The sequence below is a fragment of the Aquimarina brevivitae genome (assembly GCF_004216895.1).
GTDB classification, from domain to species: Bacteria; Bacteroidota; Bacteroidia; order Flavobacteriales; family Flavobacteriaceae; genus Aquimarina; species Aquimarina brevivitae.
Genome location: NZ_SGXE01000005.1, coordinates 94,940 through 118,915, shown reverse-complemented (window position 1 = coordinate 118,915; position 23,976 = coordinate 94,940). Strand labels below are relative to the sequence as shown.

Sequence of the window (23,976 nt, the reverse complement as noted above, 5' to 3'; positions counted from 1 at the left end):
ATGGGTAAATATACACAAAATACGTGCCTTATCTAAGTCAGAATGATTTAAGCAAGTTATTTATTTAGAATGATTATAAATAAAATTCTTCACTAAAAAGCTGCTTTCACATCGAATTTTTAATTAGTAAATTTGCACGATTTTTTTAGTTAATTAATTAGACAATCAATATGTCAAAAGACATTCGAATTAAAAGAGGCTTAGACATTAAGCTGGTGGGTGAAGCTGAGAAAAAGACTTCTACTGCTACAAAAAGTAATGTTTACGCAATTAGGCCTGATGACTTTCACGGTATCATACCTAGAGTTATTGCAAAAGAAGGCGCAGAGGTAAAAGCCGGACAACCACTCTTTCATTCCAAAGCTAATGAGAAATTAGTAGTTCCTTCACCAGTTAGTGGTGAGGTTGTGGAAATAGTTAGAGGAGCCAAACGAAAAATTTTGTTGATTAAGATCCTAGCGGATAAAGAACAACAATATCACGACTTTGGCACTAAGGAAGTTGCTTCGTTAGAGCGAGATGAATTAAAGAATCATCTTTTGGCATCAGGATGCTGGCCTTTTATCAAACAACGGCCATACGATATTGTAGCGCAACCAGATACTACGCCAAAAGCTATTTTTATTTCTGGTTATGCAACTGCTCCACTGGCGGCAGATTTGGATTATGTATTGGCAGGCAAGGAAAAGGAGTTGCAAACAGCTATTGATGCGTTGGCAAAGCTTACAGATGGAGCTGTACATGTTTCTGTTGGTAAAAAGAGCAATTCGCCATTAGCATCATTAAATAACATTACCTTACATACGGTGTCAGGACCACATCCTGCGGGTAATGTAAGTGCACAGATTGCTAAAATCGATCCAATCAATAAAGGAGAGACGGTATGGGTTGTAAACCCACAAGAACTTATCATTATTGGAGAGTTATTATTAACGGGTAAATTCAATGCTGAGCGTACCGTGGCTTTAGCGGGTTCTTGTGTAAAAAATCCACAATATTACACTTCCAAAATCGGAGCGCAAGTATCATCCATCGTTTATGATTCAGGATTAAAAGATAATGATGTAAGGGTTATAAGCGGAGATGTTCTAACTGGTTTAGATGTTAAACCTGATGGTCATTTAGGATACTACCATAATACGATTTCTGTTATTCCTGAAGGAGATGATTATGAATTCTTTGGTTGGAATAAACCTGTGTTTAATAAGATATCTTCTTCCAGGGCTTTAACCTTCTCTTGGTTATTTCCTAATAAGAAATATGATCTGGATACCAATACGAATGGGGAGCATAGAGCCTTTGTAGTAACTGGTAATTATGAAGAAGTATTTCCTTTTGAGATTTATCCATTGCAATTATTAAAAGCTTGCCTGGTACAAGACCTCGATGCTATGGAACAATTAGGAATGTATGAAATTGCCCCAGAGGACTTTGCGCTTACGGAATTTGTATGTGTTTCTAAACAACCTCATCAAAAGATTATTAGAGACGGATTAGACTTAATGATTAAAGAAATTGGTTAATGCTATGGGAATAAAGAAAAAATTACATGAATTAAAGCTGAAGTATAAAGACAAAAAGATGGCCCCTGCATTTAATGCATTCCATACGTTTTTATATACGCCAAATGAAGTTACCCATTCTGGAGCTCATATTAGAGCGGTGGATGATTTGAAAAGAACAATGAATACGGTGATTATATCTTTAATACCGTGTTTAATTTTCGGGATATTTAATGCAGGGTATCAGCATTATGCTGCAATCAATGGTTTTCCTGAGGATTTTTCATTGTTTAGAGACTTTATCAACTGGCAAAATTTTCAGTTAGGAGCTATTACGGTTTTACCACTAGTAATTGTGTCTTACGTAGTAGGTTTAACGGTTGAGTTTATTTTTGCAGTGATCAAAGGACACGAAGTTGAGGAAGGTTATCTGGTAACCGGAATGTTAGTACCTTTAATCGTCCCTATTGATATTCCATTATGGATGTTATCTGTGGCGGTTGTTTTTGGTGTTGTTATTGGTAAAGAGGTTTTTGGAGGTACAGGAATGAATATTCTTAATCCAGCATTGACAATTAGAGCCTTTTTATTCTTTGCCTATCCTACTTGGATGTCTGGAGATAAAGTATGGGTGCACGAAGCAGTGGAAAGAGCTGGGACACCTGATGCGATTTCTGGGGAAACCATTTTAGGAGGTTTAGCGCAAAACAAAGATATTTTAGTACAGACTGCAGCTAAGGGTCAAGAGGTAGCTTACACATTCTCAGAAGCGTTTTATGGTTTTATTCCTGGTTCTGTAGGAGAAACCTCTAAGCTGCTCATTCTTATTGGAGCTGCATTTTTGATTTTTACAAAGATTGCTAGTTGGAGAATTATTTTGAGTGGTTTTGCTGGAGCAGCTGTAATGGGATTGATCTTTAATGGAATTGTAGATGCAGGATGGATTGAAGAAACCAGCAAGTTTTATGGATTGATGAGTACTCCGTTTTGGCAGCATTTAATTATTGGTAGTATAGCCTTTGGTGTAGTGTTTATGGCTACGGATCCCGTATCTGGCTCACAAACTAATAAAGGAAAATGGATCTACGGATTTTTAATTGGATTTATCTCTATTATGATTAGAGTTTTCAATCCTGCTTATCCAGAGGGTGTTTTCTTAGCGATTCTGTTAATGAACGTGTTTGCACCAACCATAGATCATTACGTTGTTCAAGCCAATGTAAAGAAAAGAATGAAACGTTTAAAGGTTAAAACTGCTTAAGAGATGGCTTTAAATACAGATAAAAATAGTTATACAATAATATTCTCCGTTTTGATGGTAGCAGTGGTAGGTTCTTTATTAGCCTTTACTGCTAAAACTTTAGAAAAGAATATTAAAGCGAATAAAAGAACAGAAAAGCAACAAAATATTTTGTTTGCTATGGGAGTAACCGATCAGGATGACCCTAATGAGTTCGTTCCTGCTGAGAAGGCGGATGAATTATTCAATCAATATGTAGGCGAGAATCAGTATATTGTTATGGGCAGTACAGCTGAGAAAACCACTAAAGCATTTGAGATTGACGTAAAGAAAGAGAACGATAAAATAAAGAATGATCCTACGTATGAGCGAAAAATGCCATTATTTGTAGGTGAAAAGGAAGGAAAAAAATATTACATCGTTCCGATGCGAGGAAATGGATTATGGGATGCCATCTGGGGATATATTTCACTTGGATCTGATTTTAAATACATTTCAGGAGCATTTTTTGACCATAAAGGTGAAACACCAGGTTTAGGAGCTAATATTACCGAAGCTTACTTTGAACAAGACTTTATAGGAGAAAGCATTTTAGATGAAAATGGTAACTATGTTGGTGTTGAGGTAAAAAAAGGTAATGCTGACCCAAAAAACGAACGTAAAGAAGATAATGCCGTAGATGCTTTAGCTGGGGCAACCATTACAGGTAATGGTGTTACAGCGATGGTGAAGAAAGGTATTAAAATGTATATGCCCTATTTTGAATCTATAAAATAATACGCTATGGCAGAAGTACAAGAAAAAGTAGAAGAAAAAGTAAAAGAGCCTAGAGAGCCTTTATTTTCTAAGAAAAACAGAAAACTGATCACGGATCCGTTAACGGATAATAACCCAATTACCATTCAGGTTTTAGGAATTTGCTCAGCACTTGCAATTACAGCACAATTAAAGCCTTCTATTGTGATGGCAATATCGGTTGTATTTGTATTAGGAGTAGGTAACGTGGTTATCTCTTTAATGCGAAATATAATTCCTTCTAAGATTAGAATTATCGTACAATTGGTAGTGGTAGCAGCCTTAGTGATTATTGTAGATCAGGTGTTAAAAGCATTCGCATACGAACTAAGTAAGCAGCTGTCGGTATTCATTGGTTTGATTATTACCAACTGTATTATTATGGGACGTTTTGAGGCGTTCGCTTTAGGAAACGGTCCTTGGAAATCATTTTTGGACGGTATAGGTAATGCTGCAGGATATGGTGTTATTTTGATCATCGTAGCATTCTTTAGAGAACTTTTAGGTTCAGGAACGTTATTTGGAGCAAAGGTGTTAGGAGATCCAATTGAAAAAACGGGATTATACGCCTATGGATATGAAAATAATGGTTTTATGGTATTAGCCCCAATGGCGTTAATTACTGTAGGTATTATTATCTGGATCCAAAGAAGTAGAAACAAAGAATTAATTGAAGATAACTAATCGGTTAAATCCAAATTGATCTTTAACGTGAGTTAAGGATGATCAAATAAAGAAATTATGGGATATATTGAATTATTATTAAAATCGATCTTCATAGATAATATGGTATTTGCATTCTTCTTAGGAATGTGCTCTTATCTAGCTGTATCGAAGAAGGTATCTACCGCGGTTGGTTTAGGAGCTGCCGTGATATTCGTATTAGCGATTACGGTGCCAATTAACTTTTTGTTGGATAAGTATGTGTTACAAGAAGGCGCATTATACTGGTTAGGAGAAGGATATGAAGATTACAACTTAAGTTTCCTAACCTTTATTCTTTTTATCGCCACTATCGCTACCATGGTACAATTGGTAGAGATTGTTGTAGAAAAATTCTCTCCATCGTTATATAACTCTTTAGGTATTTTCCTTCCATTAATCGCTGTAAACTGTGCAATTCTTGGAGGTTCGTTATTTATGCAACAAAAAGAGTTTGCTAACATAGCTGAAGCGGGTGTGTATGGAATCGGTTCTGGAATAGGATGGTTTTTAGCTATTCTTGCCATTGCAGCTATTCGCGAAAAAATTAGATATTCTGCCGTGCCAGCACCACTACGTGGACTTGGTATTACTTTTATCCTTACCGGTCTTATGGCTATAGGATTTATGAGTTTTGGAGGTATGCTAACAGGAGGTGATGAAGAAGAGAAAAAAGAACAGCAAAGCGTACAGGTAGAAGTTAAAGAAAAAGCTACTAAAGAAGTAGCAGAAAATACTAACGTTTCAATACTTAAATAATATGATATTTTTAGCATCAACTATTGGTACCGTTATCATAACGATAGTAGCATTTTTGGCGTTAACGCTTGTTTTAGTAGGTATTTTATTATTTGCTAAAGATAAATTGCTACCATCTGGTCCGGTTAAGATAACGATCAATGGAGAAAAAGAAATAGAAGTACCTTCTGGTGGATCCTTATTATCTACTTTAGGTAGCCAAAAGATATTCTTACCATCTGCTTGTGGTGGAGGGGGAACTTGTATTCAGTGCGAGTGCCACGTATTAGAAGGTGGTGGTGAAGCACTTCCTACCGAAACACCACATTTTTCTAGAAAGGAATTACAGCACGGTGCACGATTAGCGTGTCAGGTAAAAGTAAAGCAGGACATGAACATTGAGATACCAGAAGAGGTCTTTGGTATCAAAAAATGGGAAGCTGAGGTTGTTCGTAATTACAACGTAGCTTCGTTTATTAAAGAATTTGTGGTACGTATCCCAGAAGATATGAATTACAAAGCCGGGGGATATATTCAGATTGAAATTCCACCGTGTGAGATAAAATATTCTGATATTGATATCACAGCGCACCCAGAGGAACACGAAACTCCTGATAAGTTTCAAATGGAGTGGGACAAGTTTAATCTTTGGCCACTAGTAATGAAAAATACAGAAACTGTGGAAAGAGCGTACTCTATGGCCTCTTACCCAGCAGAAGGAAGAGATATTATGCTTAATGTACGTATTGCTACGCCGCCGTGGGATCGTAACAAAAATGGATGGATGGATGTAAATCCGGGGATAGCTTCTTCTTATATTTTTGCACAAAAGCCAGGTGATAAAGTAACGATCTCAGGACCTTATGGTGAATTCTTTATCAATGAATCTGATGCAGAGATGTTATACGTAGGTGGTGGAGCTGGTATGGCACCAATGCGATCGCATTTATATCATCTTTTCAAGACCTTAAAAACAGGTCGTAAAGTTACCTATTGGTATGGTGGACGTTCTAAAAGAGAATTGTTTTATTTAGATCATTTCCAACAATTAGAGAAAGATTTCGATAATTTTAATTTTTATATAGCATTATCTGAACCCTTAGAAGAAGATAACTGGAAGGTAAAGAAAGACCTTGATGATAAAGAAGGAGACGGTTTTGTAGGATTTGTTCATAATTGTGTGATAGATAATTATTTGAGCAAACACGATGCTCCTGAGGATATAGAACTATATTTCTGTGGACCACCATTAATGAACAAAGCAGTTCAGAAAATGGGAGAGGATTTTGGAATCCCAGATGAGAATATACGATTTGACGATTTTGGAGGGTAATCTAAGATTGATTCAAAAAAAGAATAAAGACCGATACAAAACACGTATCGGTCTTTTGTTTGTATTATATCCTGTATAAAATACCAAAGAAAAAACGATCTAAACTTAGGGATACTCTAAGTCCGTTCTTTTTAGAAGTTAAAATTTCATTATTGTTCAAGTTTTCTGTTTTTGATTTAGAAGTGCTGTAAGCTATATTTCCAATGGTCGAGGATATGGCAAATTTTTTGCTTAAAAATAAGTTGATTCCTGGTCTCAAACTAAAAACGATATCCTCGCTATTTTCCTTATAGTTTGAACTAAGGATGTTATCATTGAAGTATAGCTTTTTTCCATAAAACTTATAAAAACTTGTTGCTATCTCTGTGAAAAAGGATAACTTATGTGTTGGATTTACATAGTATTTACCTGTAAGCCCTATGGTAAAACCATCTCCTTTTCTTTTATACTCACGATTGTTACCTTCGTACTTGGAATAAAAAATAACCTGTTCTTAGCCCAAGGGCTATATTTTTGTTAATGAAGTAACTAACTTCTGGATTCAAGGATAAGTCATTGGATTTATTTTCATACTGGTTTAATTCACCATCATTAAGATATTCTGAATTAGCATTGCTAGTATGATAATTAATCGATCCTGAAATAATAAAATCCCCTTTCTGAAAACCGAATGCTTCATCTTCTTGTGCATATAACACAACGATTGTGCAAAATAGAGTAAGTGTAAAAATAAATTTTTTCATACGTTTTAATTTTTAAAATTAATACGTTCTAATACCAGTATTTGGTGGAAGGGAAAGTCAGCGAAACACTCTTGTTTGTAAATGAAATCACAAATTCATTATTTAGGCATGTTTTTTGGCATCTTCTGCAACAACGGTTTCGTTGCAACGTATTTGTTTAAATTGCCTTTATGAAAAGTCGCATTGTTGTTTTAGGATTGTTGATTGTGTTAGGGTGTAAAAGAAAAGGTTCTGATACTAATTATGCACAGGTAGGTACCCGGGAGCAGGTGTTAATAGAGACACCATCCTTACTAAATCCAGCGGGGAATACGATTATGACCCGTGTACTTCCACCGTCAGGTTACCACAGAGTGCAGCCTTCGGATTCTTCGTTTCAGCAGTATCTGCAGCACTACCCATTAAAAAACTTTGGAGCTAAAATATATACCTATAAAAATGAACTTTTTGCAGCACAAGATTGGCATGTCGGTGTTTTAGAAATTGATGTACCACCGAATGGATTACAGCAATGTGCCGATGCTTTGATACGTATTCGAGCTGAATATCTGTGGAATGAAGGTAGAAAGGATGAAATTGGTTTTGAGTTCACATCAGGTCATTATTGTAAATGGTTAGATTATGCTTCGGGTTTTCGTCCAAAAATCTCTGGCAATAAGGTAAGTTTTCATAAAACAAAGCCAGTAGACCATTCTAAACGCAATTTCTATCGGTATCTCAATTTAGTATATACGTACGCAGGTACACTTTCTTTATACAATGAACTCGAAAAAATTGAGCTAGTTGATCTCAAAATAGGGGATATGTTAGTTGACCCCGGTACTCCTGGACATATTAATATGATCGTAGATCAGGCTAAAGATTCAACAGGAAATTACTTATATGTTATGGCACAAGGCTATACTCCTGCGCAGAGCGTGTGTTTGCTTAAAAACACTTCCAATAAAGAAATGTCTCCCTGGTATTCCTTTTCAGAACAGCAGTCGGTCATAACTCCTAGCTATTATTTTGATAAACCTGTGTTTATACGGTTTAAATAATTTCATAAATAATATCTTTGTACTATGACAAGGATACTTAACAAACAGGAACTACATAACCTTGCGATGAATATAGTAGGGGAGGAATTAGAAAAAAAAGGCTTTGAATTTATTGCCATTAATAGCCAGATCGGTAAGCATCCTCAGTTTGTTTGTATTGATAAAAGTAACCAGCGTTATTTTGTGTTGGTCAAAGCTGTTGGATATCCCGATAACCCTAATAATTATGATGTCATCTGGATGGAAAGTTTTAAAAAACATGCTGCACAACATAATGCCAAGATTTTTTATGCAGGTGTTGGTTTACGAAATGCTGAAGATCCTAACAAACCCATACTATTTAATCAAGAATATGTATTAGAATATGCAGGGCTACAAACGATAACGCTCTCTCTTAACTAACTATAACCAATGAAGAAAATAAGTTTTCTACTAAGTATTTTATGTATTACGCTGAGTTGTCAAAATAAACAAAAAGATGACACCTTTCAATTAAATTACACCAAAGGAGAAGCTTTTGGTACGGGATATACCATTCAATTCGTAGCCAAAGAAAAACTTGATTTAAAAGCCTCATACGATAGTATAGTCGATGTAATTAACAACTCGATGTCTACGTACATTAATACATCGGATATATCAAAAATAAATAAAGGAGATACTACAGTAGTGGTCGACACTCATTTTAAGAAGGTTTTTGAGGCATCAAAACGAATTCATAAGCAAACCAAAGGAGCTTTTGATCCTACTATCGGCGTTTTGGTAAATGCTTGGGATTTTGGCCCTGAAGGGAAAATAGTTGCTTTAGACAGTACAAGAATAACTGAATTATTGAATACAGTTGGTTTAGATAAGGTGATCCTAGCAGAGAATAAGATCTTTAAAGAAGATCCAAAAACGTTTTTGGATTTTAATGCCTTGGCTAAGGGATATGCAGTGGATGTTATGGCTAATTTTTTAGAAAATAAAGGCTATGAACATTTCTTAGTTGAAATTGGTGGCGAAATACGTGTTAAAGGTAAAAACGAAGTAAAAGACAAACCATGGAAGATAGGAGTGGAGGATCCTAATTTTGATGGTTCTCAATCGTACAGTAAAGTCATCTCTTTAACAGATAATGCCATGGCCACTTCCGGTAGTTATCGCAAATTTAAGCAAGATGAAGAAGGGAATAGATATGCCCATATTATTAATACCAAAACAGGTTATCCTCATAAATCTAATTTACTTAGTGTATCCGTAATTACGGCTACTTGTATGGAGGCTGATGCCTATGCTACTGCATTGATGACTATGGGGCTAAAGGATGCCAAAGACTTCTTATTACTTCATCCTGAACTTAAGGTATACCTTATTTATGAAGATGATAATCAGGAGCTTCAAACCGAATCATTTAATGGGTTTCCGGAAAATTAGATAGGCTTATAACAAACAGGAATAATTTCGCCTTGTGCTAAAGCGTATTTGGACACTTCTTCAGGACTTAAGGTAGCTGTATAGTCTACTTCTTCTACTTGAAACCCAATGGAACGCAATTTGTTGAAGTAATCTCTACCGTATACTCTTACGTGATCATATTGACCAAATATCTCGGTACGTTTTTTGGGATCGGTAATCGAATCATCTTCAAAAGTCGTAGCTCTGGATAAATCTTGAGGGATTTGTAGTATGGCCATTCCACCTGGTTTTAGTATCCGGTACAGCTCGCGCATAGCGGCAGTATCATCCGGTATGTGCTCCAATACATGATTACATAAAATAATGTCAAAGCTGTTTTCTTTGAAAGGCAAATCACAAATATCTGCTTTTATATCAGCTAAGGGAGAGTTTAGGTCTGTGGTGGTATAGTCTAAATGTTTTAATTTTTTAAATCGCTTAAAAAATGCCTGTTCAGGAGCAAAGTGCAATACTTTCGCTGGCTTGGAAAAAAAACTAGTTTCCTTTTTAAGATATAACCAAAGTAGCCGGTGCCTTTCTAATGAAAAGGTAGATGGAGATAATACATTGTCACGTTGCTTAACATAACCGTAGGGTAAAAACTTTGAAAAACTTTTACCATCAATAGGATCTGTAAATTTTGACCCTTTAAGGAATAAGGGTAGTAAGGGTTTAATTACATAGCTAGCACTTATCAATAGCGGTCTAGGAACTTTATTCAGAAAAAATTTTATGAGGCGCTTCATTCGTAAGTTTATACTAAAAGCGGTTTTTGTCTAAATTGATCTTCTTCATCAGATTCGATACCCAAAGCTTTATGCACATATTTGAAGGTAGACAGTATTTCAGGTTTTCCGTCTACTAAGGCAACATCGTGTTCAAAATGCGCACTTGGCTTGCCATCTGCGGTTACTATAGTCCAACCGTCTTTTAGTTGTTTCACCCTATGGGTTCCTAGGTTAATCATAGGTTCAATTGCAACAGTCATACCTTCGATAAATTTTTTACCACGACCTCTTTTGCCATAGTTAGGCATTTCTGGGTCTTCGTGTAGTTTTTTACCTAAACCGTGACCTACGAGTTCTCTTACTACGCCATATCCCTCAGCTTCCGTATATTGCTGAATAGCGTATCCTACGTCTCCAACTCGGTTTCCTATTTTAAACTGCTCTATACCCTTATATAATGATTCTTTTGTGATTCTTAGTAGCTTTTCTACTTCTGGACTTACTTCTCCAATGGTAAAAGTGTAGGCGTGATCTCCATAAAAATCATTAAGAATAGCGCCACAATCCACTGCCACGATATCGCCTTCTTCTAAAGGTTTGTCTGTGGGTAGTCCGTGAACAACGGCCTCATTGACACTGGTCAGTAAGGTAGAAGGGCAACCGTATAAGCCTAAAAAACCTGGGATAGCTCCGTTATCTCGTATAAACTCCTCAGCAAGTTTGTCTAACTGAAGTGTGGTAACTCCAGGTTTTAACTCTCCTGCGATCATGCCTAATGTTTTAGAAACAATTAAGGCACTCTCTCTCATTAATTCAATCTCTTCTCTGGTTTTAACTATGATCATAAGTAGAATGGCTCTAATTTACAAGACGGCAAATTTACAAAGAATTACTAAACTATATACTTTTATTAATCTTCGTATGAATGTTTGTAATCTTTACCCGATAAAATAGCGAGCATGTCTTTTTCTAAGCTTTCTCTTGCATATTCAACATACCGTCCAATTTCTTCACCATTTTTATAAAAGATGAATGTAGGAACACGTTGAATATCATATCCTTTTTCAAGGCCATCAGGTGTTGTTTTAGTACGATCAACTGTTACAAGATCTAATTTGGTATAATCGAAATCCGCCTGGTCTAATATTTTATAGAAGGTTGGGGTTTCTCGTTTACTGTCTCCACACCAGGTACCCATAAAAGCTTTAATTTTCACATCACCCAGTAAAGGTTTAAGATTGTTTACCACTTCTTCCTCTGGATTATACTCATCATAATTAGGTGTAAACCAAGTTGTAAAGGGTTCTTGGAGAAACGCTTCTCTATTTTGATTACCAACAAGCATATCAGGTTTTTCACTGGTTGAAGTACTTTTTTTAGTAGGCGTGGTTTTATTCGCTTCAGGGGCGGTTGCTGTAGATGTACTTCCACACGCTATTAAGCTTGCGAATATAATGCAAATACCAATTTTTTTCATTTGAGTTTACCGTGTTATAATTTTAATAATGATTGTTGCGTCATGGCTTCTGGGGCTTCAATTCCCATAAGTTCTAAAATTGTTGGGGCAATGTCACCTAGCACCCCATCTGTTATTCGTATAGGTTCGTTGTCTATGATTATAAAGGGAACAGGGTTCGTTGTATGCGCAGTATTTGGTGTTCCATCTGGGTTAATCATCGTTTCGCAATTACCGTGATCTGCAATGAGTAGTGTCGTATACCCATTTTCAAGACCTGTAGTGATGACATCTTTTACACACGCATCAACAGCTTCACAGGCTTTGATAGCTGCTTCCATTACCCCAGTATGACCAACCATATCTCCGTTGGCAAAATTAAGGCAAATAAAATCCACATCACCTTTTTGCAATTCAGGAAGCAATGCATCTCTAAGCTCATAAGCGCTCATTTCGGGTTTAAGGTCATATGTTGCTACCTTCGGTGAGTTTCTTAGGATTCGATGTTCGCCTTTAAAAGGTTCTTCCTGGCCACCTGAAAAAAAGAAAGTAACGTGTGGGTATTTTTCAGTTTCTGCTATTCGGATTTGAGTTTTTCCGGCTTTAGATAAGACTTCCCCTAAAGTCTCTGTGATATTTTCTTTATCGTAGATCACATGGATCCCCTTAAAGGTTTCATCATAATTGGTCATAGTTACATAATGCAAGTCCAATTTATGGGTGTTGTATTCGTGCATGTCCCATTGTGATAACATTTCAGTAAGTTCTCTTCCCCGATCAGTTCTGAAGTTAAAAAACAGTACAACGTCTCCATCTTTAATGGTAGCCACTGGTGATTTGCCATCTTCAGTAATCAATATTGGTTTTATGAATTCATCGGTTATACCGTTTTCATAACTTTTCTCAATGGCTTGTACAGCATTGGAGGTGGTTGCTCCATCTCCATTGACGATTAGGTCATAGGCTAGTTTCACTCGTTCCCAACGTTTATCTCTATCCATGGCGTAATACCTGCCTATGATCGAAGCCAATTTACCAGTTGATAGCTCCATATGCTGTTGTAGATCTTGGATATGTTTTTTACCAGATTTAGGGTCTACATCTCTACCGTCAGTAAATGCGTGTACGAATACGTTTTTTAAGTCAAAAGCGTTCGCTGTATCTAATAAGCCTTTAAGGTGATTGATGTGCGAGTGTACCCCGCCATCACTTACCAAACCTAATAAATGAACATCCTTATTGTTATTTTTAGCATATTCAAAAGCCTCAATTAGTACTTTTTCCTCTTTCAAGAGGTTTTTTTCAACCGCTAAATTAATTTTAGCCAAATCTTGATATACGATTCGGCCTGCACCTAGGTTCATATGGCCTACTTCACTATTTCCCATTTGTCCTTCGGGTAGCCCTACATTTAGCCCATCAGTTCTTAAAGTCGCGTGGGGATATTTTGTATATAAATTATCAATGAAAGTAGTGTTTGCCTGATCTATCGCAGAGACTTTGGGATCGGGTGACATACCCCAACCATCAAGAATCATTAAAATAACTTTTTTGTTCATGTGGTTTTTAGCTTACAGTTTTTGGTTGGTTACTTAATTTTAATGCAAAATACGATTTCGGTAGGGGTAGAACAAATAGTTTCGATAAAATAGCTACCTTTTGCGAAGGTGATCAATAAGTTAATAACGAGGTCTAAACTTGGTCTAATTTGCTGTATACATTTTAATCGCTTCTTTAATTTTTTCTATTCTGTTCTCGGGATCCGGATGGGTGCTCTGAAATTCTGGAGTTCGGTTGGGACCGGCTGCTTGCTTAAGTACCTGCATAACTTCAATCATTTCATAAGGATTATAGCCAGCGTTGATCATAAATAAAACTCCAAGCTTATCACTTTCAAGTTCATCCTCACGGCCATTACCCAAAAGTATGTTTTGACCAATTGAACTGACTAAGTTACCAGCATCTGCTCTCACGGAGGCTCCCGTGGCAACTGTACTCCAAAACTCGTGTTCTGCAATGCGCTCTGCGGAATGACGCCCCAGTACGTGACCTATTTCGTGACCTAAAACCCCGGCGATTTGATCTTCGTTGGTAAGTTTGGAGTGTAGCGCATAGGTGATAAAAATCTGTCCTCCTGGTAATGCAAAGGCATTTATTGTATTAGCATCTGCTAGTAAATGAAAATCATATTGGTACGGGCTTTCTCTGGCCATACTGTTGTTTACCAGTTTTTTTCCTATCATATCAATATAATTTTGCAACTTTTGATCCGGATGTAATCCGCCGTGTTGTTCCATCATAGTAGGAGCACTTTGTAAGCCAATGGCAATTTCTTGTTCGCTGGTCATATCGATATTCTGTACGCGATCTGTATAGGGGTTATGGGTTTTATTGGTGCATTTTTTAAAGAATGCAAAAGCGATGATAGCCACACCAATTAGTATCCGTAATTTTAAGCCACTTCTTTTCATCAGTTATTTAGTAGAGCAACTAATTTACATTTTTTTATTTTTAGTTAAGCTTTAGTTATTGGTGAAAAAAAGTCCAAACGGGGAGAAACCGATTGGACTTTACGTAAACTCATTATTTAAATTTAATACTTTAGGTATTTACGCCATTTAGCGATAAAACAGTTGTGTGTAGTAAATATAGCCATTAGCGTCTTTAACTGCTGCGATACCGGTGTGCGTATAATTACCTTCTATGTTTCGTTTGTGTCCGGGACTGCTTAGCCATCCATTGACTACGCCTTCGGCCGTGCCGTATCTACTGGCAACATTTTCAGCCCATCCAGTTGCATTCAGCTGGTCTTGTAATACCTGTGCTCGCTGATCAAAATTATCGTGACTTATAGCTTGTTGGTTGATCATATATTGCGAATGGGATATTGCCAATTCAACGGCAGTGGTATTGGATTGCAGAGGAGTAAGTCCTATACTGTTTCTGTGTTCATTAATTAAATCTAATATTTCTACCGTAATCGCAGTTTCATTAACAACTTGTTGATTCATTAATGATGTGTTATTATCATCTTCGTTGCAAGAGGAGAGCAAAAAAAATTGTATACCGAACAGAAAAAGTTTAAGTGAATAGTTCATATCATATATTTTGGGTTCTATAGATAACTATCTTTTGACTGTATTTAGTATGTGGCTATGTGGTTTTAATTAAAAATGGATTAATGTCTAAAATGTTTTCTGCGATATACTGGTTGATAAACTCCTGGTCAAAATGATTACTACCCACTAGATTTATTTTTTGTAGTTCTTTGGCGACATCGATTTTTTGAAACGCCTGTAGCATAGGTATTGCTAGTGGGGCATAGGAAAAATGCCAGGGTTCGTACTTAAAACCTTTACGGTTAGGAGCATCGGTGTACACTAAATGAAAGCCATAGGAGGCGCCATTGTTTTTCATCCATACCTTTAAGTCATTATATGGACCATTCTTTTCAAAATGTTTTGCCAGTAATGGGTCTTTTGGTAAGGGTTTGGATCCATCTACAATATCTAAATCTGTACCCCAATGGTGTCTTGAGGTACCGGGTATGGTTGAGTATTCAATAATTTTATAGATACTCTCTTTAGGCGATAAGCCCTGACCCGTAAATCGATTGTATTTTCGTGTCCAGATCCTGTTTTGATGTTGGTAATCTCTATAGCTTGATATTACTTTGATACGTATTCCACTTTTTTGAGCATCTGATTTCATCGTTTTAAACGCTTCATAAGCTTCTTTGTGCAATTTAAAAGTATCACCAATTATTTTATTGGATCCTCTTCCTGTCAATTCAGCTAAGCTGAATTCCTGGGATGCTGTAAAAGGGGTAAAGGGAAATAGTGAAGCTCCTATTAGTCCTAGCGTATTTAGCGTAATAAAATCTTTTCGATTCATAACATTTTGATTAACTGACAAGAATTGTCTGTTGAATAAAAAGACAATTGCAAGTATCAAATACTACACATTTATCCATACAACATGCACATAAATAATATCAATTTTAAAATAGTAATGTAAAAATATACAAGTATGCTGCAAGTCACGTCTTAACAACTCAGTGGCAGTGCAGTGTTACGATATTTATCTGACTAACAATAGGAAGACAAATAACGGGATGCCAAGATAGCTCACGCTACCTATTCAATAAGACGAAAGCTCTATAACTATAACGATAATATTCTACCAATAAAGAAAAAAATTATTTTATCTGGCGATAATATGTAATCACAGAAATAAAATAACTAGTCCCTATTCAATAATACCATCTACGATGCCGTAGGCAATTGATTCTTCGGCGTCCATCCAATAGTCCCGGTTAAAATCTTTCATGACTTTTTCAAAATCCTGGCCACAATTTTCTGCGAGTATTTTAGCGCTAAGTTCTTTGGTTTTTAAAATTTCGGTAGCTTGGATTTCGATATTAGAAGCCTGACCTCTTGCGCCACCGCTAGGCTGGTGAATCATTACTTTGGCATGCGGTTGAATGAATCTTTTTCCTTTTTCGCCCACGCTAAGCAGAATAGAGCCCATAGAAGCGGCAAGGCCAGTGCATATGGTAGAAACTGGACTTTTTATAGTTTTAATGGTATCATACATAGAAAATCCAGAAGTTACGTATCCGCCAGGACTGTTAATATATAATTTGATTTCTTCGTGATTAAGCATATCAAGATACATTAAGCGGTCTACAACGTGCTTTGCAGTTTTGTCGTCTACTTGTCCCCAAAGAAAGATACTTCGCTCTTCTAAAAATTTTTTATCTATCAAATCTTGTACTTTACCTGCTTTATCTTTCATACTTATCTTTTAAATTATGTTAAAGGTTTTAGGAATTTGTTGTAAAGGCATAAAAGTATCGATTATTTATCAAAATTTTGGTTAAAAAAATATGTTAAAAAATGTTAAATTAAAAGTTAAAGAAAAGTTAATAGGTTTTTAAACTGCTTTTTACAGCCCAGTAAAACCCAGTAAATTAGGATGAAATGCAAATAAAATCGATAAAATGCAATTATTGTCTTATGCGTGCATAGTAAAATACGGTTTAACCTTACATATGCAAGGTTGTTTATGTGTAATTTAGTACCAGAATAATGATCGAAACCCCACTTTTATTATTCTATCTTAATAAAGAAACGTTCATTAACATAGTAGCATAAATAAGTAATTCTCACTTTACTTCTCATATTTCACCCAAAGCTTAAGTAGCTATTCTTAAATGAATATATACAACGCTAATTGACATTTTAACTACCAAGTGTAGGTGTTGACAATTTTACATCAAATGTTAAAGTAAATAAACAAGAACAAACCTAATCAATATGAGAACTATATTTTTACTTTTATCCGTTTTACTTTTATCTTCTTGCGTAGCAGAGGATGATTATCAGCCTTTATCGATCGAACCCGTTTTTAGCGATAAGTTGGATGTTGAACTGACTATAGATATAGTGTATATTAAAAATCCAAACAGCAATGATGTGGCGGGCAAATTCAACGAACAGAGTTTGATTGCTGATCTTAATGGAAAATATTTTCATAGACATCAAATTGGATTTACTTTAGGTAATGTATCTGTATTGGAAAATGAGGAGTTATCTGATTTTACGGATAATAGAGACGAGGAGCAAGAAACGTTCTTAAACGAAACCGAAACCTTATATACTCCGGGTCGTATTACGGTATTTGTTATAAAAAGAGCGAATATATATGGTATTGCGGGTATGGGATACGGTCAACGTGTATTAATTACTGACGAACATGTATTTGAAAGTACTACAGCACACGAAATAGGGCACACTTTAGGATTAGGTCATACTATGGAAGAGGGTAACTTGATGTGCACCATAAAGCCACACTTACGAAAAAGCTTTACCACCAATCAGGTACACGTAATGAAACAAAAAATTAAAAGTATTAATAAATTAAATGATTAATTCTCTTGTGTTTAGTTATCGGTTTATGTAAAGATATCCGGAGCGGTCTTTTTCCCCTTTAAGTTTTAAAACATAGAAATAAGTACCTACAGGTAACATTTCACCCTTAGCGACTGTTGCTCTACCATCGGATATACCAATAAATGCCTCGGAAGTTCCCTGTACTTCGTGATAGTTCTCTCTGCTATATACAAGTACTCCCCAGCGGTTATATATGGAAAGCTCATTTTCTGGGTATCTTGCTAAACCTTGAATAGTAAAAGAGTCATTAAGACCATCTCCATTAGGAGATACTGCAGTAAAAATTTCTAAATCTGCATCCAAGATATTATCAGAAGTTCCAAACGTAATTACCGTATAATTATCAGGTACAAAAATATCAGAAGTAATTTCACCATTATTTAAATCACCAGAAAAAGATGTATTTCCTAAATTAACCCATTGTCTTAAATTATCATCCCAACCAACGACTCTTAAATCTTCTAAATCATCAACTAAAGTTGGTATGTTACTATTATCATCCCATGTTAAGGTAACATTAATTGCTGAAGATCCATTTACATCCCAAAATTCAAACTGACTTACACCAAATAATAAGGCACCAAAACGTGAGGTGTCAAAACTAGTAGAAAAATGAGTAGGTCTATTAGGATCTTCAAAGAAGTAAGCAGCTTTAACCGGTGTAAATGCTGATTCAATTCCAATTTTTACGGGACGTAATCTAAAGTCGTCTCCAACAGGGAATGTAAAATCTAATACTCCTGTATATGTAGCGTAACCATCTACGAATTTATCATCATCACTACCCAAATGTGGTGTGTCTTCTATATAATGAAGATCAATATCATGATTTTGTCTTGGAGTTATCACACGACCTCTTCCAAATTCTTTAAAATTTGTAATTCCAACTCCTACTTCTAAATATAGGTCATTTTCTACGTGAACCGCTAAATCGTGGAAGTTTGGCTCATTAGTACCGGATATAGTTAATCTATCTTGGCTATATAGTCCTGCAAAACCGACATTTTGATCAAGTGTGCCATCGTTTATAATGTCAGCGTGGAATCCTACTTGGGCATTGTCGTGTAATTGTATATTTCCGAAATTGTGAAATGCTTGCTGTGCAATCACAGCAAAAGGGAATACAAATAAAAAAAGGGGTAATAATTTCTTCATACGTTTTGGGGCTTAACTACGGCTTAACCGTAATTCTCTGAGGGTAAATGTATTAAATAAAAAGCTATTACAATTATAAATGCTATTAAACTTTCTGACTTTTCTATAAAGAGAATCTATGCATCGTTGAAATACACAAATTCAGTCGAATTCTTATCTTTTTTCTTACGTTTAAGGCTGTAAAAATATCACTATTTTAGATTTTATTAACGCTATTAACATAATTTTAAGAGTTAAAATTTATTGATTTTACCGATTTTAGGGACTGATTGTAAGTTGTTTAGCGCACTCATTTGCTTTTACCAACAATTGTTGTAGGGAATACTACAAATAATAACATAAAAAAGCTGGTGAGTTCAGTCACCAGCTTTTTTTAACTTTCGTATCTAATCCTTTACTATAATTAGTTCTCGGGTCGTACTCTATACGTTATTTTTCTATTGGTAATCACTGTAGCAGCCCCGATAGCGTGGGTATTAGCAAATTCTGAGGTAGAATTAGCTATAGTTGCCGTTGCAGTCACCGTATCTCCTACAGAAAGCGTAGAAGGAGGTATGGTAATACTAAAATTAAAGCGATTCGTATTGTCTGTGTTTCCATCCGCATCATTATAGTTAGAAACGGTATTGTCGGTGTCATCTGTACTACCCTCAACCACAGTACCTAAGAAGATTTGTCCTTCGCCGTAATCTTGGGTTAGCCCTAATTGATTGTCTCCTACAGTTGCGGTACCCTGACTAATATCGGTTAAAAAGATTTCTATGGTAGCACCAGGTCTTGACCAACCTGTAAGTTTTAAGGTGTTACCGGAAACAGTGACAGCTTCAAATACAGGGAAATTCAATCTGCCATTAGGTCCATTGTCTCCATCTCCGGTATCGTTCAACGTCACTCCATCATTAGCTAAATCAATTCCAAGGGCAGCTGTGGTAGTTCCATTACCATAAATGGAGTTTTGGGATAGCAGGTTACCACTTTTATTATTTCCTTCTAAAACTATACCTGCTCCAGCATTAGCATATATGATGTTGTTTGTTATAGCAGTGTTATTTTCTGTTAATCGTATGCCGCTTAGTGCAGAACATCCTCCATTGGTATTAGCTCCTGATCCCGTAATGGAGTTTTCATCAATCGTTACATAACCTACTTCATCAAATATACCAGTAGCTTCTGAATTTTCAATAAGGTTTTGCTGAATAACGATACCAGATCCATTCGATAGATATACATTATACTCACAAGCTCTATATCCGTTATTGATAAAATGATTATTTTGTATGGTCGTACTGGTGCCACCGTCAACAATAACTCCATAGTCCGAGTTAGAGGCAATGTAATTGCTATCTATGGTAATACTACCGTCGGTCACTTCGATTCCTTGATCGATATAGGTGGTGGATGGAACGGCTCCTACATTACCTGTAGCATCAACACCTATTAAATTTTCTATGATAAGATTATTTGTACCATCATTTTGCTGTATACCAGTGCGATTAGCGGCATATAATGCAATACCTCTAATAACAGTATTGGATCCTTCTAACTGCAGCACATCCCCACGTTCACCAAATAGTTGAATTTCTGGTAAATTATAGGAGGGTAAGGTTGTTCCGCCAACCCCTACACTTGATCCGCCTTGGCCAATCGTACCGCTATTCGTATCGCCGCTATAGGCGGTTTGGGTTCTTCCGTCGATATGGGTACCGTCAGCAGTGATTACAGAAAGTTCATCTCCGTTAGGTTGATTGATGGCTAAATAGCCACTTGCGTTATAATTAGGATCCGTAGTTCTTCCAAGAGGGTCACTACTGGTTGGGATCATAAAGATAGATACGTCTTCACCTGCGGCAGGGTCAAAAATACTATTCGCTTCAATATCCAGACCGGTTTGGTCTAAGTTGTTGGCATTGACGATAAATTGCTCTAAAGACCCTTGACCAGATGCGTTAGTGTTTACGATAGTATTGAAGTTAAATCCGAAGTCAATACCTACTGCACCATCATTGGTTATCGTAATGGGAGATACGCTTTGCGCTCCAGTAAAGGTTCCAGTGCCCACGTCTGCCGCGGATGGCGTAGCACCACCAACTTCATCAGTTATTGCGGTTACACTTCCCCCAACATATGCTGCTCTAAAGGTTTGTACTCCTATACAATTGGAGCACGAAGCACCACCACCACGGGTAGATGTTACGGTTCCATTCACCACTCGAACATTGTAATCTCCATTAGGCATACCTCCGAATAAATATTGACCTGCTGTATCGGTAGTTGTTGTTTCTATAAGAGTATTGGTATTATCATATAATTCTACGGTCACTCCGGCTATAGGAATTCCTGCAGAAGTAGAAAGGTCTCTTCCGGATCCACCTGGATAATTAATATCTTCAAAAACGGTACCTGTAATTAAATTTCCGGGAACTTTAAGTAAAACAGAATTAAGGATCACTAAATCTTGACCTACCCCAACATTAGTGGTTAAGGAGTTGTCTCCTGTACTGATAAAAGGAGCTACATCATAGGTGTCAAAATCTAAACCGTATACATTGCTATTATTTATCGTCGGAGTAGCGGTGTTATTAAAAATGGTAGAGTTAAAGGGATTGATAGTCGATGAACCATCGTTGTTTCCATCCCCAGCTAAGGAAAAAGTTCCTGAACCGGTGGTAACGGTTAGTGATTCACTATTATTCAATCCTTCATCACCCTCCCAGGAGAGTACAGAAGTTTTCGCTCCGGCTGCACCAATAGCAAAAAAGCCATCTAAGGTATAGGAAGTAGTAACTCCCGATGAAGCAGTACCTGCCTGTGGGTCAAATCCTTGATACATACGGATACTAGCGGCGGGTAGGGAAGGATCCGAGTAAAAAATCATCAAACTCCATCCGCCTAAAACCGTAGAGGTGGTACAATAATCATTGATGTTATTGGTATTATCAATGTTTAGATCACTAAAGTCAAAAACATTGGAAGTAGGATCTGATATTGCATTTATAATATCTGTTACATCGCTACCCATACCAAAAAAAGTCAATCCTCCACCAACGGTAACCGTCGCTTCATTTATCCAGTTTGCAACCACACTTTGTCCTTCAAAGGTTACTGCATTATCTGGGTTTGCACCAGAATGTGACCATAATAAATAGGCTTTTTCTATGGTAGCCGTATTGGGAATGGCGGCAGTTAGACTAGCGGATGAAGTAGTCGTAATCGCACACGGATTGGTGGAACTAGTTCTTAATGTTCCTCCTGCGGTGGTATAATCTATATAACCATTGAACTGTTCAAAAAGCGTTAAAGGCTCGTTTACCGGAATCGGGGTATCACCAGGGTCATCATTAATAGTAACAATTCCTTGGTTATCAGCTATAGTTGTGCTACTTCCCGATAGGTTCGAAAGATTTACAAAAAAGGTTTCATCACTTTCTAAAAAGGTGTCATTTATAATTGGAATCGTTATAGTTCTTGTTTCTGAGGGTGTACCAGTAAAATTAAGTGTTCCGTTAGTGGTGGTGTAATCGGCCGCTGCGAAAGCTGTATTGTCTGCTGTCGTAAAATCTACGCTAAATGGAGTTGTAGATACTCCGTTGTAAGTTACGGTTAGATTGGCACTTCCGTCACTTTCATTAACCGAAATATCATTAATGGTTATAATCGAATTGTTACAAGAAATAGCAGCTTCCCATCCCGAACCAGTAACCGATCCATCTGAAGCAAACTGAAAGGTTAAACATCCTGATGGGTCACTAGAAATAATTCGACCAGGAATATTTCCATTATCATAGCGATCTATTAATGTTGAAGTGTCGTTACCTTGATAAATGGATAGCCCATCATAAAAAGTCTCTACATCAAAAGACGTAAAGTTAAGGTCTATATAGGTTCCTGGAGTATCCGGACAAATGGTATACGTAATGGATTCGTTGTTTTGATAATTACCAGATTCAAAACCCGTATCCAGGAATGCTCCTCCACAGGTGGTAGCCGTGACCCCATCATTAATCACATAATCAGTTGTCGCAGAAAAAGTGATATTATCTAAGTACACTGTTTCTGGGTTATTCCAAGTACCAGATCCTGTTACAATCTGTATACTTGAATTTGTTGATATGTATTCTGGGCTTAATATATAGCTTATAGAGCCAGTACCAGCACCTGTGGATGCTATTGTTTCATAACTACTGGTATTATTGTTCCAAAGTTGTATGTCCAAGATTTCATCCCCATTTGTTCTTGCATAATCTAAAGTTAACACTACATAATTATACGCAGAAAGATTGAGTCCCCTGCTAATGGAACGATCATTTAAACCTCTAAAGCGCAGCCAATTCTGATCAATTCTAATATTACCTCCATTTGGGTTTGTAGTTTCATTAATTTCTACCCAATTGGAAGAAAAAGTTTGAGTTCCGTTATTATTACTATAAGAAACCGTATTGAAATTATCTCTAAAAGTGTCCTGGCTATACCCACTCATAGCGCAAAGCGCTATGAGTAGCATAGTACCCAGAATATGTTTTGTGTTTTTTATCATATCGCCCAATTTATCTAACTACAAATACTACATTAATAAGTGAATTGTAATCCGCTGGAGTGGCGATGATATCATAGGTCATAACTCCACTGGCATCAATACTTACGTTAGCAAATACAGTTGGATCATAATAGGTTACATAATAATACAATTCATTGGCTGCATAAGTGGGTATCGCTCCTGGAGCACCTGCACTAGATGCGGACGTTGCTGCATTAGCTAATGAGAATTGATTTAGATATTCGTTATACAAATTGACTGACCTGTTCGTACCCGTTGTCGACGCATCAATAGCTATGGATGGCGGATAGAAAATTCTTGCCGCTTTAGAGGTGATAGGAGCAACAGCTTCTAAGGCTTGTTGAACGTTCGTTTCTACCACACTGTCTCCATCAACATCAAGGGTAATCGTATCATTTTCGTCAATCACAGTATCTCCATTGGTATCTGTACTACCAGTAACCAAAACTTCTGAGGTGTTTTGTTCGTCGGTGTTATCCAGATAAGCTGATAAATCTACCGTAAGCGGAGCAACTGCATCGTTTTCTAAGGATATAGATAACTGATTAGTTGTGTTGTCTAAAGCAAACTGGTCTACGGTCTGATCATCTGTATTGTC

Annotated in this window: 22 protein-coding genes and 1 pseudogene; 10 read left to right on the top strand and 13 right to left on the bottom strand. The window is 36.6% G+C overall.

Annotated features, from left to right (window positions below; translation table 11 throughout):
- The first annotated feature begins 170 nt into the window (after positions 1-170).
- Genes EV197_RS14930 through nqrF form a run of 6 tightly spaced genes read left to right on the top strand, consistent with a single transcriptional unit; the run spans position 171 to position 6,310 of the window.
- Positions 171-1,523 (top strand): Na(+)-translocating NADH-quinone reductase subunit A, encoded by a 1,353-nt coding sequence (locus tag EV197_RS14930; RefSeq protein WP_130287602.1) that lies wholly within the window; start codon positions 171-173, stop codon positions 1,521-1,523.
- A gap of 4 nt (positions 1,524-1,527) precedes the next feature.
- On the top strand, positions 1,528-2,763 hold the full coding sequence (locus EV197_RS14925; protein ID WP_130287601.1) for an NADH:ubiquinone reductase (Na(+)-transporting) subunit B: 1,236 nt from the start codon (positions 1,528-1,530) through the stop codon (positions 2,761-2,763).
- Positions 2,764-2,766: 3 nt separating this feature from the next.
- Positions 2,767-3,519 carry a Na(+)-translocating NADH-quinone reductase subunit C gene (locus tag EV197_RS14920; protein ID WP_130287600.1) on the top strand — a complete coding sequence of 251 codons (753 nt, stop codon included), beginning with the start codon at positions 2,767-2,769 and terminating at the stop codon, positions 3,517-3,519.
- Between the two features lie 6 nt (positions 3,520-3,525).
- Positions 3,526-4,221 carry an NADH:ubiquinone reductase (Na(+)-transporting) subunit D gene (locus tag EV197_RS14915; RefSeq protein WP_130287599.1) on the top strand — a complete coding sequence of 232 codons (696 nt, stop codon included), beginning with the start codon at positions 3,526-3,528 and terminating at the stop codon, positions 4,219-4,221.
- Between the two features lie 57 nt (positions 4,222-4,278).
- Positions 4,279-4,998, top strand: a complete 720-nt coding sequence (nqrE, locus tag EV197_RS14910) for an NADH:ubiquinone reductase (Na(+)-transporting) subunit E (RefSeq protein WP_130287598.1) — start codon at positions 4,279-4,281, stop codon at positions 4,996-4,998.
- 1 nt (position 4,999) lies between these two features.
- A complete protein-coding gene (gene nqrF, locus EV197_RS14905; RefSeq protein ID WP_130287597.1) occupies positions 5,000-6,310 on the top strand; it encodes an NADH:ubiquinone reductase (Na(+)-transporting) subunit F in 1,311 nt (436 codons plus the stop codon).
- Between the two features lie 64 nt (positions 6,311-6,374).
- Here nqrF and EV197_RS17300 read toward each other — a convergent pair whose 3' ends face one another.
- On the bottom strand, positions 6,375-6,794 hold the full coding sequence (locus tag EV197_RS17300; RefSeq protein ID WP_130287660.1) for an omptin family outer membrane protease: 420 nt from the start codon (positions 6,792-6,794) through the stop codon (positions 6,375-6,377).
- Positions 6,769-7,053 carry a hypothetical protein gene (locus EV197_RS14895; RefSeq protein WP_130287596.1) on the bottom strand — a complete coding sequence of 95 codons (285 nt, stop codon included), beginning with the start codon at positions 7,051-7,053 and terminating at the stop codon, positions 6,769-6,771. The genes EV197_RS17300 and EV197_RS14895 overlap by 26 nt, the downstream gene beginning before the upstream one ends.
- A gap of 170 nt (positions 7,054-7,223) precedes the next feature.
- Between EV197_RS14895 and EV197_RS14890 the strand changes: the two genes are divergently transcribed.
- From EV197_RS14890 to EV197_RS14880, 3 genes are read left to right on the top strand one after another with little or no spacing between them, the layout of a single operon-like run.
- Entirely contained in the window at positions 7,224-8,093 is an 870-nt protein-coding gene (locus EV197_RS14890; RefSeq protein WP_130287595.1) for a DUF4846 domain-containing protein, read from the top strand.
- Positions 8,094-8,117: 24 nt separating this feature from the next.
- Positions 8,118-8,495, top strand: coding sequence for a Na(+)-translocating NADH-quinone reductase subunit F (locus EV197_RS14885; RefSeq protein ID WP_130287594.1), 378 nt, complete (start codon positions 8,118-8,120; stop codon positions 8,493-8,495).
- A 9-nt stretch (positions 8,496-8,504) separates the two neighbouring features.
- A complete protein-coding gene (locus EV197_RS14880; protein ID WP_130287593.1) occupies positions 8,505-9,509 on the top strand; it encodes an FAD:protein FMN transferase in 1,005 nt (334 codons plus the stop codon).
- Here the strand turns inward: EV197_RS14880 and EV197_RS14875 are convergent.
- The 8 genes from EV197_RS14875 to EV197_RS14840 all read right to left on the bottom strand — a co-directional run bounded on the left by EV197_RS14875 (position 9,506) and on the right by EV197_RS14840 (position 16,511).
- On the bottom strand, positions 9,506-10,276 hold the full coding sequence (locus EV197_RS14875; RefSeq protein ID WP_130287592.1) for a class I SAM-dependent methyltransferase: 771 nt from the start codon (positions 10,274-10,276) through the stop codon (positions 9,506-9,508). The two genes, EV197_RS14880 and EV197_RS14875, sit on opposite strands and share 4 nt — an antisense overlap.
- Positions 10,277-10,284: 8 nt before the next feature.
- Complete coding sequence (gene map, locus EV197_RS14870) at positions 10,285-11,103, bottom strand: type I methionyl aminopeptidase (protein ID WP_130287591.1); 819 nt, start codon at positions 11,101-11,103, stop codon at positions 10,285-10,287.
- A 65-nt stretch (positions 11,104-11,168) separates the two neighbouring features.
- Positions 11,169-11,735, bottom strand: coding sequence for a thioredoxin family protein (locus EV197_RS14865; protein WP_130287590.1), 567 nt, complete (start codon positions 11,733-11,735; stop codon positions 11,169-11,171).
- Positions 11,736-11,749: 14 nt separating this feature from the next.
- The gene (gene gpmI / locus EV197_RS14860; protein WP_130287589.1) at positions 11,750-13,273 is read right to left on the bottom strand and encodes a 2,3-bisphosphoglycerate-independent phosphoglycerate mutase; all 1,524 of its coding nucleotides are present in this window, start codon (positions 13,271-13,273) and stop codon (positions 11,750-11,752) included.
- Between the two features lie 144 nt (positions 13,274-13,417).
- Positions 13,418-14,185 (bottom strand): M48 family metalloprotease, encoded by a 768-nt coding sequence (locus EV197_RS14855; RefSeq protein ID WP_130287588.1) that lies wholly within the window; start codon positions 14,183-14,185, stop codon positions 13,418-13,420.
- 147 nt (positions 14,186-14,332) lie between these two features.
- On the bottom strand, positions 14,333-14,812 hold the full coding sequence (locus EV197_RS14850) for a CAP domain-containing protein (protein WP_130287587.1): 480 nt from the start codon (positions 14,810-14,812) through the stop codon (positions 14,333-14,335).
- A gap of 55 nt (positions 14,813-14,867) precedes the next feature.
- A complete protein-coding gene (locus tag EV197_RS14845; RefSeq protein WP_130287586.1) occupies positions 14,868-15,608 on the bottom strand; it encodes a M15 family metallopeptidase in 741 nt (246 codons plus the stop codon).
- Between the two features lie 354 nt (positions 15,609-15,962).
- A complete protein-coding gene (locus EV197_RS14840; RefSeq protein ID WP_130287585.1) occupies positions 15,963-16,511 on the bottom strand; it encodes a ClpP family protease in 549 nt (182 codons plus the stop codon).
- Between the two features lie 521 nt (positions 16,512-17,032).
- On the opposite strand from EV197_RS14840, the gene EV197_RS14835 reads away from it, so the two are divergent.
- Positions 17,033-17,647, top strand: coding sequence for a matrixin family metalloprotease (locus tag EV197_RS14835; RefSeq protein WP_130287584.1), 615 nt, complete (start codon positions 17,033-17,035; stop codon positions 17,645-17,647).
- A gap of 15 nt (positions 17,648-17,662) precedes the next feature.
- Here the strand turns inward: EV197_RS14835 and EV197_RS14830 are convergent, their stop codons facing one another.
- From EV197_RS14830 to EV197_RS14820, 3 genes and pseudogenes are all read right to left on the bottom strand, one after another.
- On the bottom strand, positions 17,663-18,823 hold the full coding sequence (locus EV197_RS14830) for a T9SS type B sorting domain-containing protein (RefSeq protein ID WP_130287583.1): 1,161 nt from the start codon (positions 18,821-18,823) through the stop codon (positions 17,663-17,665).
- Positions 18,824-19,226: 403 nt separating this feature from the next.
- Complete coding sequence (locus tag EV197_RS14825) at positions 19,227-23,357, bottom strand: beta strand repeat-containing protein (protein WP_242610750.1); 4,131 nt, start codon at positions 23,355-23,357, stop codon at positions 19,227-19,229.
- 10 nt (positions 23,358-23,367) lie between these two features.
- Positions 23,368-23,976: pseudogene (locus EV197_RS14820) on the bottom strand (hypothetical protein); the annotation flags it as partial.

Coding starts and splice junctions, on each gene's coding strand:
- EV197_RS14930 (WP_130287602.1), top strand. CDS start 171: ATGTCAAAAGACATTCGAATTAAAAGAGGCTTAGACATTAAGCTGGTG.
- EV197_RS14925 (WP_130287601.1), top strand. CDS start 1,528: ATGGGAATAAAGAAAAAATTACATGAATTAAAGCTGAAGTATAAAGAC.
- EV197_RS14920 (WP_130287600.1), top strand. CDS start 2,767: ATGGCTTTAAATACAGATAAAAATAGTTATACAATAATATTCTCCGTT.
- EV197_RS14915 (WP_130287599.1), top strand. CDS start 3,526: ATGGCAGAAGTACAAGAAAAAGTAGAAGAAAAAGTAAAAGAGCCTAGA.
- nqrE (WP_130287598.1), top strand. CDS start 4,279: ATGGGATATATTGAATTATTATTAAAATCGATCTTCATAGATAATATG.
- nqrF (WP_130287597.1), top strand. CDS start 5,000: ATGATATTTTTAGCATCAACTATTGGTACCGTTATCATAACGATAGTA.
- EV197_RS14895 (WP_130287596.1), bottom strand. CDS start 7,053: ATGAAAAAATTTATTTTTACACTTACTCTATTTTGCACAATCGTTGTG.
- EV197_RS14890 (WP_130287595.1), top strand. CDS start 7,224: ATGAAAAGTCGCATTGTTGTTTTAGGATTGTTGATTGTGTTAGGGTGT.
- EV197_RS14885 (WP_130287594.1), top strand. CDS start 8,118: ATGACAAGGATACTTAACAAACAGGAACTACATAACCTTGCGATGAAT.
- EV197_RS14880 (WP_130287593.1), top strand. CDS start 8,505: ATGAAGAAAATAAGTTTTCTACTAAGTATTTTATGTATTACGCTGAGT.
- EV197_RS14875 (WP_130287592.1), bottom strand. CDS start 10,276: ATGAAGCGCCTCATAAAATTTTTTCTGAATAAAGTTCCTAGACCGCTA.
- map (WP_130287591.1), bottom strand. CDS start 11,103: ATGATCATAGTTAAAACCAGAGAAGAGATTGAATTAATGAGAGAGAGT.
- EV197_RS14865 (WP_130287590.1), bottom strand. CDS start 11,735: ATGAAAAAAATTGGTATTTGCATTATATTCGCAAGCTTAATAGCGTGT.
- gpmI (WP_130287589.1), bottom strand. CDS start 13,273: ATGAACAAAAAAGTTATTTTAATGATTCTTGATGGTTGGGGTATGTCA.
- EV197_RS14855 (WP_130287588.1), bottom strand. CDS start 14,185: ATGAAAAGAAGTGGCTTAAAATTACGGATACTAATTGGTGTGGCTATC.
- EV197_RS14850 (WP_130287587.1), bottom strand. CDS start 14,812: ATGAACTATTCACTTAAACTTTTTCTGTTCGGTATACAATTTTTTTTG.
- EV197_RS14845 (WP_130287586.1), bottom strand. CDS start 15,608: ATGAATCGAAAAGATTTTATTACGCTAAATACGCTAGGACTAATAGGA.
- EV197_RS14840 (WP_130287585.1), bottom strand. CDS start 16,511: ATGAAAGATAAAGCAGGTAAAGTACAAGATTTGATAGATAAAAAATTT.
- EV197_RS14835 (WP_130287584.1), top strand. CDS start 17,033: ATGAGAACTATATTTTTACTTTTATCCGTTTTACTTTTATCTTCTTGC.
- EV197_RS14830 (WP_130287583.1), bottom strand. CDS start 18,823: ATGAAGAAATTATTACCCCTTTTTTTATTTGTATTCCCTTTTGCTGTG.
- EV197_RS14825 (WP_242610750.1), bottom strand. CDS start 23,357: ATGATAAAAAACACAAAACATATTCTGGGTACTATGCTACTCATAGCG.